Below are 11,343 nucleotides of genomic sequence, written 5' to 3'. Positions count from 1 at the left end.
CGTCACGGCAAACAGATACTGCCAATCGATGAAATCAAAAACCAGACTGAATAAGTGTCCAGAGCATTTGACACTACGCATGAATTGTGTCCACAGGTCTCCTTGAGAACTATTATCAATAATCCTGAAAATCCCCTGCTTGGGACTTTTGCTTTGAACCCGGGCTTTGGGCTTTTGCCTTCTCAGCCATGGCCTTTTCCCGCTCAAGCTGCTTTTGGCTTTTTTTGGCCTGGATCTCTTTGGCTTCCGCATCACTGACTTCCACGAACTTGCTTTTATCCGCCCCGCATACCGGACATGTCTCCGGCGGCTGATCCCCCTCGTGAATGTAGTTGCAGACCGTGCACCGCCATTTTTTCATTTTGGAATATCTCCTTTTTTGAAAAATAATGAAAGGTTCACAAACGTTTTTTCCATCGCTTGATGTTTTTCAGGAAGAAAGCCCTGCGGTCGGGGTTTTGGTTTTTTCGCTCCGGCATTGGCTGAATTTTTCCGTAAACGCTCAATGTCGCTTCAAAAACCAAAACCCCGACCTTGGGCTTTCTTGGAAACTTGTTGGAAAATTGTCCCGGCATAACAATATATGATTTTGCTTAAAAATGCTTCTCCGGATCGCAGCCCGGAAACAAGCTATAACAGTAACTTTTTCTAAAGTTACTTAGATGTGTTGCTCCGAACCCCCTTGGTGTGAAGCCTTGCACACAGTCGGCCATGATGCCGGCCCGGGGGTGGTTTGCGAGTCGCATTGAGCGCGCAAGCGGTCAGCAGGGAGCAAACCGCCACCGGGTTGGCATCATGCGAAAATCACAGAACCAAGCACGAACAGCAACCTTTTTTAAATTTAAGGACTTTCGGCTTCTTCTCTCCGTTATCACTTGTTATTGCCCGCACCGATCAGGGGCAGGGTCTTATCCAGCCGGAAAGTAACCAGGTACAGATCGGTCTGGTCCGGATCCGCATCTGTGGTGGGACACCGCCGCTTCATGGAGCGGATTTTTTCAACATCGCTTTCCTCTCCGGTTCTTGTCAGATACAGCCGGCAGCCCTTGTAACCCGGTCCCTGCTCCATAAACAGATAAGACGCCTTTGGATTTTCCAGCAGATTTTTCCGGGTCAGCCGGTCACGCATGATCATGGCCACAGACCCGTCTTCGAGTATATGAGGCCTTGCATAGACCGCTGCGTTGACGTTTCCGGCTGCATCCGCCGTGGCCAGAATGCCGGTACCCTCGGTTACTTCAAAATACGATTTCAGATCCTTCTGCATTTTTCTTCTCCTTGTGATCCAATGGTTTGCTATTTCAAACATAAGCTTGATGGCGCCATAAAAAGTCCAATATCTGCGTTACGCGCAGTTTCTCAGAATTTCACGTACGGCTAAGTACGCTGCATTCTTCGAAATTGCGCAAGCCTTGATCTTGAACTTTTTACAGCGCCATCTAGAATCGGACTTTTTACGGTGCCATCAAGCTTCGTTTTCGGATATTTCCCACCAAATATAGCAATGATTGCACGGCTGCGCAAAAAGAATGCAGGAGATTTGCGAAAAATCCGATTTTTCAGAAAAATCAAACCGCCTCCTGCCCTGGATGCTTGACACCCCGACATCAGACGATATACTTGAATACATATCCGCATATAAAAATCGGCAACCCGGAAAAAAACGGAGAAAAAAACAAATGACCGAAAAAAGCACCTGGTCGCTGAAGTCTTTCATGGCGCAGGCAGACGTTGAAAAAACCGTCAGCAGCGCCAGTTCCGCCTTGTCTGAACGGCTCGGATTCGTTCCCCCCGTGTGCGAAGTCTTCAAATCCCCTTTTATCCGGCTGGAAACAGAAAACCGTTATGGTTTCCAAATCCACCCTTCGGCCAGGGAAAGCCTGCCGGATATCATTGACAACCCGGTGGAGGGCATTCTGGGCGCGGATCAGCCGGACCCGGCAGCCAAACCTTCGGACCGGCGGTTAAACATCGGCATTGTGTTTTCAGGCGGCCCGGCCCCGGGAGGGCATAACGTGATTGCCGGGGTGTTTGACGCCATGACCGCGGCCAATCAAAACAGCTGTCTTTTTGGATTTCTTTTGGGTCCCGACGGTATCCTGGAAAACAATTACGTGGAAATCACCCGGGAAAAAGTCGATGCCTACCGCAACCTGGGCGGCTTTACCATGATCGGCACCGGAAGGTCCAAAATCGACACACCGGATAAAATGGCTTTGGCCCGCCGTCACTGCCAGGATCTGAACCTGGCTGCCCTTGTGATCGTGGGCGGCGATGATTCCAACACCAATGCAGCATTCATGGCCCAGGAGTTTTTCAACGACGGCATCCAGGTCATTGGCGTGCCCAAAACCATTGACGGCGACATCCAGGTACGGGACAAAAACAACGAGCTGTTGTGTGCCATGTCCTTTGGCTTTCACACCGCGGCCCGGGCCTTTGCCCATAACGTCAGCGGACTGTGCGCGGACTGCAGTTCGGATGTGAAATACTGGCATATCTGCAAGGTCATGGGGCGGGTGGCCAGCCACCTGGCCCTGGAAGTGGGCCTGCAGGTCCATCCCAATATTACGCTCATTGGCGAGGAGGTGGCTGATTTCATCGACGAGGAGCGGATCGAAAAAGCCCGTGAACAGGGAACCGTGGATTATACCGCCTATGGCATGACCCTTCGGCATGTCTCCCGGCTGATCTGCGACGGCATTGTCAAGCGGGCGGCTGCTGGCAAAAATTACGGCGTGATTGTCATGCCCGAGGGACTTTTGGAATTTATCAATGAAATCCAGGTGTTTATCATCAAGCTCAACACCATTATCGCAGACTACAACCAGACCCATGACACGGATTTTCACTCGAACTTCCCGACCCTGGACGACAAGCTGGACTATTTGCGGCGCATGGCCCGCATGGCCCGGGAAAACCATATTTTCACGGTCTGGAATACCCGGGATGACGACCTGTTTAATGTCCTGCCCCCGTTTTTCCAGGAAGGCCTGCTCACTGAGCGCGACAGCCACGGCAACTTCCAGTTCTCCCAGGTGGAGACCGACAAGGTGATTATGGGCCTGGTCAAGGATTACCTGAAAACCCTGGCCGAGCAGGGCGTCTATAAAATCGGCATCGAACGGGACTGGTATGCCCGAACCATGGAAAAAGGCGGCCTGGATCCGCAAACCTACGGCCGGGCCCTGTTTCAAAACTTTGATACCGATGATACCTTTCTGCTGGTCAAAAAATCCGCGGTTTCGGTAAAAACCTTAAAACAGACCCTGACCCGGGAAGGGGTGTTGGATGAAAGCAAAGACATTCCCAAACCCATTGACAAAATCTACAAGGCCTCCATGCCCAAATTCAAGACCCAGAACCATTTCTACGGCTATGACGGCCGGGGAAATGATCCCACCTGGTTTGACTGCACCTACACCTATAATCTGGGGCGAACCGTGTTTGCCTTAATCGCCTGTGGGGCCACCGGGCAGATGGCAGCCATCAAAAACCTGGAAAAGGATTTTTCCGACTGGACGCCGTTGGGCATCCCCATTGCCCCCCTCATGCACCTGGAGGAACGCAAGGGGAAACTGGCCCTGGTGCTGGAAAAATCCCTTGTGGACATTGAAGCCCCGGCCTTCGGGGTGTTTTCGGCCATGCGGGAGAAATGGTTGGCCGCCGAACCCGGGCCGGATTGTTACCGCAAGCCCGGACCCATACGCTATTCAGGCGAAAGCGAGGATTCCCGGCCCATTACCCTGGTGTTAAATGAACTGGGACGCAAATAAACAAAAAAGCGGAGCGCATGCAAACACACTGCGCCCCGCCCGGATTTGTGCACCGGTTTTTCGAATCGGGTTTCTGAACCGGGTTTTTTCCGGCCGAACCCTTTCGCCTAAGCTGAGGTTTAGATCAGCTTGCCCATTTGCTCCACGATCCGGTCAAAGGCCTGTGTCACAGCCGAATCCGCATACTCGCGCATATAGGACTGGCCTGCATCGCCGGATTTAACCATGTTGGCATCAAAGGGAATCCGGCCCAGGAAATTGAGCCCGAACTGCTGCGCGGTTTTTTCCCCGCCGCCGGAGCCAAACAGCTCAATGGTCTCGCCGCAGTGGGGACAGGCATACCCGCTCATGTTCTCGATGACGCCGAATACCGGCATTTCCACCTTGCTGCAGAAATTAATGGATTTGCGCACGTCTGAAAGGGCCACCTCCTGGGGAGTGGTCACGATAATGGCCTGGGCGTCCGGGATGGTCTGGGCCACGCTCATGGGCTCATCTCCGGTGCCCGGAGGCGAATCCACGATCAGAAAATCCAGTTCCCCCCAATCCACGTCGGAGACAAACTGGGTAATGGCCGAATGCTTGAGCGGTCCCCGCCAGATCACGGCTGAATCCTTGTCCGGCATAAGCCCCTCGATGGAAATGGCGGCCAAGTGGTCGCTGTAGCGCATGGGGGCGAGCTTTTTGCCGTCTCCGGTGAGCATGCCGGACAAACCCAGCATCCTGGGCACATCCGGGCCGTGCACATCCACATCCATAATGCCCACCTGGTATCCCTTTTCTGCCAGGGCCATGGCCAGGTTCACAGACACGCTGGTTTTCCCCACGCCGCCCTTGCCGCTCATGACCACGAACTTGTTTTTGATTTTGGCAAGGGTTTCCTTGACCGACTGTTCCTGCTGCTGCTGTTGTTGTTGCTGCTGCTGTTGTTGTTGCTGCTGGGCTTGCTGCGATCCGCATCCGCCCTGCTGACACTTTTCCATGATTGCCTGCTCCTTATATGCAAAATAAAATGAACAATTCAAAAGCCCGCGCCCTACCGGCACTCTGAGGGCTCATTGCCTGCCGGACGAACGCGGCCCACCGCAATATCCCCACATTCGGGGCAATGGTCGGGGCGGCCGGTTCCGCACGGCAACACCCACTGATGGTTGCATATCTTGCATCCAAACCGCCGCTCCGTATCCACGAATCTGTAGGAACCGCCTTCAATGCGGATGGCCCTGCCGTTTATCAGGGCATCGGCCACCACTTTGCGAGCCTGTTCGATAATCCGGCCGAAAGTGGCCCTGGAAACGCCCATCAACTCTCCTGCGGCTTCATGGGACAATCCTTCATAATCGGCCAGCCGGATGGCTTCGCATTCATCCACTGTCAGGACACTTTCCGACAGTTCCTTCATGGGAATCCCCCGGGGCTTGAAATAGCTGACATTTGGATTGTATGCCACGTTACGTTTTTTATGCGGTCTCCCCATTTTCTCCACCTTATGAGTATAATCTCAAAATAATAAAATATGTACTTGCCGTCCGCTTGTCAAGGCCGGATTTATCCTTTTTCCCCGTCCTTCTGCCGGCTCTGGATGCAGCCAGTAAATCAGCAACGTCAATCCGAGGACTTGAGTCTTTGGCGAATGGATGCGGCATGGGCCGACAAACCCTCGATTTCTGCAAGGGCCGTGACCGCTTCGGCTTCCCGGACAAAGGCATCCCTGGAATAATAAACCACGCTGGACTGCTTGACAAAGCAGTCAACCGAAAGGGCCGATGAAAACCGGGCCGAACCGCCGGTGGGCAGCACGTGGTTGGGGCCGGCCATGTAATCGCCCACCGGCTCAGGGGTGTAGGCGCCGAGAAAAACCGCCCCGGCGTTTTGAACCAGGGGCAGCCATGCAAACGGATCCCGGATCTGCAATTCCAGATGCTCGGGTGCGATCCGGTTGGACAGGGCCATGGCCACGGAAATATCACGAACCACAAAAACCGCACCAAAATCTTCTATGGCCTGTTCTGCGATCTGTTGCCTGGAAAGCCCGGCCAGCTGGTGCTGGACCTCGGATTGCACGGATCGGGCCTGATCCCGGGAGGTACAAACGAGAATTGCCGATGACAGGGGATCATGTTCTGCCTGGGACAGCAGGTCGGCTGCGATAAAGCCCGGATCGGCTTCTTCATCGGCCACCACCAGGATTTCACTGGGCCCGGCAATCATGTCCACGCCCACGAACGCGGAAACGATTTTCTTGGCCAGGGTCACGTAAATATTTCCCGGCCCCACGATCACATCCACGGGGGCAATGGTCTTTGTACCGTATGCCAGGGCGGCTATGGCCCAGGCACTGCCGGTTTTATAAATTTCCGTAACCCCGACCCGATCTGCTGCAGCCAGCAGATGCGCATTGATTGCGCCGTCTTCCATGGGCGGGCTCACCATGACAACCCGGCTGACACCGGCAATGGCGGCCGGAATGGCGCCCATGAGAACCGAGGAGACCAGGGGGGTTGTGCCGCCCCTGGCCCCGGGAACATAGATGCCGGCAGCCGACACTGGATTGAGCAGCTGGCCGAGCACCACGCCCTGGCGGTCCGCGGTAAACCAGGAATTGCGCACCTGCCTGCGATGAAAGGACGCAATCTGGGATGCAGCCGTTTCAAGGGCAGCCATAAATTCAGAACTGACAGACTTTCGGGCCGCCTCGATTTCCTGCGTTGTCACCTTGAGCCCGGAGATGCGCATCTGAGGTGCATCAAAGCGGTTGGTGTATTCCACCACTGCTTCGTCCCCCCGGGTCCGGACATCCTTGACAATGGCGGAAACATTTTGATAATCCGCCGCTCCCGTATCAATGCCCCGGCTTAAAATTGCCTGAATCCGATTTTCCGCCTCGGTTGATGGGTAATCATAAATTTTCATTTTCCACTGCTCCAGCGCTGTGATTCAACCCGGTTTTACGGCCTGACCGAATCAATGTCCCGGGATGTTCCGGGATTCTTCAAAATTTGTCTCTGTTTTATGGCAAAGCCGCGCAGATGTCAACAACCCGGCCGCTACGGCCCATGGACCGGCCGTAAAAAAACAATGCAACTGCCTGCAATTTCGGGCAATCATTAATTGTTGACTTATTTTAACAATTATGTAATACTTAATGTTTATGTTTTATTTTGTTCTGCGCCTGTAAAAAGTCTGATTACAGACGGCTTTGTAAAAAGTTCAAGATCAAGGCTTGCGCGATTTTGAAGAATGCAGCGTACTTATCCGTACGTGAAATTCTGAAAAATCGCGCGTAACGCAGATATTGGACTTTTTACAAAGCCGTCAAAATTATTTCAATAATTAACCGGAGGAATCATTTATGGAAGTCAATCGAATTTGCAATTTCAATGCTGGTCCGGCAGCCCTGCCCGAACCGGTGCTCCAGGAACTTCAGGCCAATGTATTGAATTTTCAGGACTGCTGCATGTCCATTCTGGAAATCAGCCATAGGTCCAGCGACTTTGACAATGTGATCAATGATGCCGTGGCCCGCACCAAGCGGCTTTTGGGCATCGGGGAGGATTATCACGTCCTGTTTTTGCAGGGCGGCGCCAGCCTGCAGTTTGCCATGATCCCCATGAACTTTCTGGCAGAAGGGCGCACAGCCGATTACATCAACACCGGCACCTGGTCCACCAAGGCCATCAAGGAAGCCCAGATCCAGAAAAAGAACTTTAACGTGGCCGCCTCTTCCGAGGACCGCAATTTCGCCTACATTCCAAAGCAGCTCTCCCTTAACCCGGATGCCACATTTGTCCACATCACTTCCAACAACACCATCAAGGGGACCCAGTGGGATCATTTTCCGGACACGGGCAATGTACCCCTGGTGGCAGACATGTCCTCGGATTTCATGTGCCGGCCCATTGACATGTCCAAATTCGGCATGATCTATGTGGGCGCACAGAAAAATATCGGCCCGGCCGGGGTGTGCATGGTGATCGTGCGCGATGATATGCTCAAACTCATTCCCGACGGTCTGCCTACCATGCTGGACTACCGTACCCATGTGGAGAAAAACTCCATGTACAACACCCCGCCCTGCTTTGCCATCTACACGGTGCAGCTGGTGCTCAAATGGCTGGAGGAAACCGTTGGCGGACTCGGGGAAATGGAGAAAATCAACCGGAAAAAGGCGGAACTCCTTTATTCCGCATTTGACGAAAGCGATTTTTACAAGGGAACCGCGGATCTCGACAGCCGCTCAATGATGAATGTCACATTCCGGCTGCCCAGCGAGGAGCTGGAAAAGAAATTCATTGACGAGGCCGCCCAAAACGGTCTTGGCGGCCTTAAGGGCCATCGTTCAGTGGGCGGCTGCCGGGCCTCGATCTACAACGCCACCACCGTGGAAAACGTTGAAAAACTGATATCCTTTATGAAGGAATTTGAAAACAAGAACAAATAATCTCCCGGATAAAGGCCAAAACGAAAAACCCATATAAAAAAGGCTGCCGGACAAACCCGGCAGCCTTTTTATTTTCATTCCGACACGGGCGGCGGTATCAAACCGACGCCCTGTCTTGTCTATACCAGCTCAAACACGGCCGCAGCACCCATACCGCCGCCGATGCACATGGATTCCACGCCGTATTTCACGCCGCGTTCCTTCATCTCGTTGATCACCTGGGCACAAAGCTTGGCGCCGGTGCAGCCCAGGGGGTGGCCCAGGGCGATGGCACCGCCGTTGACATTGACAATGCGCTTGTCACTGTCAGAGGACCACAGGCTCTTGTCATCATATAGCCCGAGCTGCTGCATGCAGTAGATGGCCTGGGAGGCAAAAGCCTCGTTGACTTCAAAAATGCCGATATCCTCGACCTTAAGCCCGGCCATGTCCAGAACCTTGGGAATTGCGTAAGCAGGTCCAACACCCATTTCATCGGCTCTGCAGCCGGTCACGGTATAGGTTTTGACCTTTGCAATGGGCTCGAGGTTGTATTTCTTCAACGCCTCTTCGCTTACGATCAGCGTGGCCGCGGCCCCATCAGTGGTCTGGGAGGAATTTCCCGCAGTAACCGAACCGTTTGCGGCAAAAACCGGGCGAAGCTTGCCAAGCCCTTCAATAGTGGTGGTCTCCCGGATGCCGTCGTCAAAATCCTGGACAAAGGTTTGCTCTTCCCACTGGCCGTTTTTTTCCACGAAACGCGAAGCCGTGGTGGGGACGAGTTCCTTGTAAAGTCCGTTCTTTTTCGCATTTGCCGCCTTCATCTGGGAATGATAGGCAAACTCGTCCTGCATTTCCCGGGTGACATTGTATCGGTTGGCCACGTTTTCGGCGGTAATGCCCATGGAAACGTAGACATCCGGATTTTCCTTTGCCATCTTGGGATGCGGGCGGGGCATGTTGCCGCCCATGGGCACGATACTCATGGATTCAATGCCGCCGCCGATGGCCACATCACACCATCCGCTTTTGATGCGCATGGCTTGCAGCGAAATGGCTTCCAGCCCCGAGGAGCAGAAACGATTGACCGTGGCCCCGCAGGTAGCATCCGGAAAACCGGCCATCTGGGCAATAACGCGGCCGATATTGAGACCCTGCTGGGCTTCGGGAAACGAACACCCGATCATCAGGTCTTCAACGTCCTTTTTGTCCAGATTTGGGGTTTTTTCCATGACGGCTTCTATCACGGTCTTGAGCAGATCCTCCGGCCGTGTCTGGGCCAATGCGCCTTTGCCCCTCCGGCAGCCCGGCGTGCGGAGCGATGTGACAATATAGGCTTCTCTCATCTGTATATCCTCCTAACTTTCAGTTATTATATCTGTTACAGGAACAAGGGCTTGCCCGTTTTCATCATGTGCTCTGCCATCTGCTGGGTCTGCTCGGTGCGCCAGAGATCCACAAAGGCTTCGCGCTCCAGCTTGAGCAGATAATCCTCGGCAACCGGTGTGCCTGCGGGCACGTCCCCGCCGGCTAAGCAGTAGCAGGCCCGTTTGGCAATGGTTTCCATGTGCGGGGTGATGTATCCGCCCGATTTCATGTTAAACATCTCAGACCAGATCATGCCCTGGCCCTCGCGGCCGAACACCGGGAACTTTTCTTTGCGCGGCGGAGCGTAGCAGTCATCAACCATCTTAAGCACTTCCTTTTTGGCCTCGCCGATGAGCAGGTCCTTGTTGAATACGATCCGGTCTGTGGGACGCAGAAAACCCGCATTTCTTGCTTCTGCCGCAGATCCGGAGACTTTTGCCTGGGCCACCTGCATAAACGCCTGGACAAAGAACCCGGAGTAATCGGTGATCTCGGCAATCTGGGGTTTGTACTTGATGTAATTCTGCCACAGATGCATCATGCCGGCACCACCGGGCACCAGACCGGCGCCGACTTCCACCAGGCCCATGAACAGATCCGCATTGGCCACCACGCGGTCAGCCGCCAGGCAGACCTCGCATCCGCCGCCCAGGGCCAGGCCGAACGGGGCGGCCACCACCGGGTAGGGGGCGTACTTGGAAGCCAGGATGCTTTGGTGCACGGTCTTGATGAAATCATCGATTTCAGAGAACTTGCCCTCTTTTGCCAGGCCGAGCATGAAGCCCAGGTCCCCGCCTGCGGAAAACGGAGCCGGCATGCCCGAGGCCTGGTTGCCCACAACCACGCCCACGCCGTTTTCAGCCACATATTGGTGGGCCTCGATCATAAACTCGATCATTTCGCGGTTGACCGCGTTCATCTTGGAATGAAACTCGATGTCAAAAACACCGTCACCAAGATCGATCAGTGAACAGGAGCCCGAGGTTTTGACCACCTTGTTTTCCTGGCGCAGATTATAGAGGCTGACCTGCTTTTCACTGACTGGCACGGGCTTGTAGGCGCCAGAGGCAAAATCATAGAAATATTTTTTGCCGCCTTCGATCTTGTAGAAAGTCTCGTTGCCCGCATCCAGAAACCTCTTGATTTTTTCCGGCACGGTGCGGCCTTCTTTTTCCATCTTTTCCACGGATTTTTTCACCCCGATGGCTTCCCATGCCTCAAACGGGCCCATTTCAAAATTGTAGCCCCATTTCATGGCATTGTCGATGTCCACGATGGTATCGGAAATCTCGGGAATCCGGTTGGCGGCATAGATCAGGCTGGTAGCCATGACATCCCAGGCGTACTTGCCGGCCTTGTCGTCGGCATAAACAATGGCCTGCATCTTTTCCGGAAGAGAGGCCTTTTTCTTGGCCTCTGCCAGGCAGGGAAAATCGACCTTGCCGTATTCTTCATAGTCCAGGGTCTCGGGGTTAATCACCTTGCGGATGGTTTTCCATTCCGGGGTGATTTCCTTTTTGTAAAACCCGCCCTTGGTTTTGTTGCCAAGCATGTTGTTGTTAACCATTTTTTCAACAAACGCGGGCAAGGCCATGGTGTCGCGCATTTCATCGTCCGGGCACATGTCGTAGCAATTCTTGGCCACGTGATACATGGTATCGAGCCCCACCATGTCGGCGGTCTTAAATGTAGCGGTCTTGGGCCGGCCCATGGGCTGGCCGAAAATGGCGTCCACTTCGGGAATGGTCAGGCCGTGCTCAAGCATGGCGTGCATGGCTT

The 11,343-nt window shown here is 53.9% G+C and carries 9 protein-coding genes; 2 read left to right on the top strand and 7 right to left on the bottom strand.

Annotated elements, in window-relative coordinates:
- Positions 1-115: 115 nt before the first annotated feature.
- Both R6U41_RS12585 and R6U41_RS12580 read right to left on the bottom strand, forming a co-directional pair.
- A complete protein-coding gene (locus R6U41_RS12585) occupies positions 116-361 on the bottom strand; it encodes a Zn-ribbon containing protein (protein ID WP_410270187.1) in 246 nt (81 codons plus the stop codon).
- A gap of 510 nt (positions 362-871) precedes the next feature.
- Positions 872-1,267, bottom strand: a complete 396-nt coding sequence (locus R6U41_RS12580; RefSeq protein ID WP_410270186.1) for a pyridoxamine 5'-phosphate oxidase family protein — start codon at positions 1,265-1,267, stop codon at positions 872-874.
- 412 nt (positions 1,268-1,679) lie between these two features.
- On the opposite strand from R6U41_RS12580, the gene R6U41_RS12575 reads away from it, so the two are divergent.
- Positions 1,680-3,776, top strand: a complete 2,097-nt coding sequence (locus tag R6U41_RS12575; protein WP_410270185.1) for a 6-phosphofructokinase — start codon at positions 1,680-1,682, stop codon at positions 3,774-3,776.
- Positions 3,777-3,895: 119 nt separating this feature from the next.
- Here R6U41_RS12575 and R6U41_RS12570 read toward each other — a convergent pair whose 3' ends face one another.
- From R6U41_RS12570 to hisD, 3 genes are all read right to left on the bottom strand, one after another.
- Positions 3,896-4,759, bottom strand: a complete 864-nt coding sequence (locus R6U41_RS12570) for a P-loop NTPase (protein WP_410270184.1) — start codon at positions 4,757-4,759, stop codon at positions 3,896-3,898.
- A gap of 53 nt (positions 4,760-4,812) precedes the next feature.
- On the bottom strand, positions 4,813-5,253 hold the full coding sequence (locus tag R6U41_RS12565) for a DUF134 domain-containing protein (RefSeq protein WP_410270183.1): 441 nt from the start codon (positions 5,251-5,253) through the stop codon (positions 4,813-4,815).
- Between the two features lie 128 nt (positions 5,254-5,381).
- Complete coding sequence (hisD, locus tag R6U41_RS12560) at positions 5,382-6,689, bottom strand: histidinol dehydrogenase (RefSeq protein WP_410270182.1); 1,308 nt, start codon at positions 6,687-6,689, stop codon at positions 5,382-5,384.
- Positions 6,690-7,128: 439 nt separating this feature from the next.
- On the opposite strand from hisD, the gene serC reads away from it, so the two are divergent.
- Complete coding sequence (serC, locus tag R6U41_RS12555; protein ID WP_410270181.1) at positions 7,129-8,217, top strand: 3-phosphoserine/phosphohydroxythreonine transaminase; 1,089 nt, start codon at positions 7,129-7,131, stop codon at positions 8,215-8,217.
- A 119-nt stretch (positions 8,218-8,336) separates the two neighbouring features.
- On the opposite strand, the gene R6U41_RS12550 is transcribed toward serC, so the two are convergent.
- Both R6U41_RS12550 and R6U41_RS12545 read right to left on the bottom strand, forming a co-directional pair.
- Positions 8,337-9,542, bottom strand: coding sequence for a thiolase family protein (locus R6U41_RS12550; RefSeq protein WP_410270180.1), 1,206 nt, complete (start codon positions 9,540-9,542; stop codon positions 8,337-8,339).
- Between the two features lie 35 nt (positions 9,543-9,577).
- Positions 9,578-11,343, bottom strand: a 1,766-nt coding sequence (locus tag R6U41_RS12545; protein ID WP_410270179.1) for a 3-hydroxyacyl-CoA dehydrogenase family protein, incomplete at its 5' end; no start/stop codon positions are given.

It is taken from the genome of Desulfosalsimonas sp., from assembly GCF_046483245.1.
Lineage (GTDB): Bacteria > Desulfobacterota > Desulfobacteria > Desulfobacterales > Desulfosalsimonadaceae > Desulfosalsimonas.
This window is presented reverse-complemented; position numbering and strand designations above follow the sequence as displayed.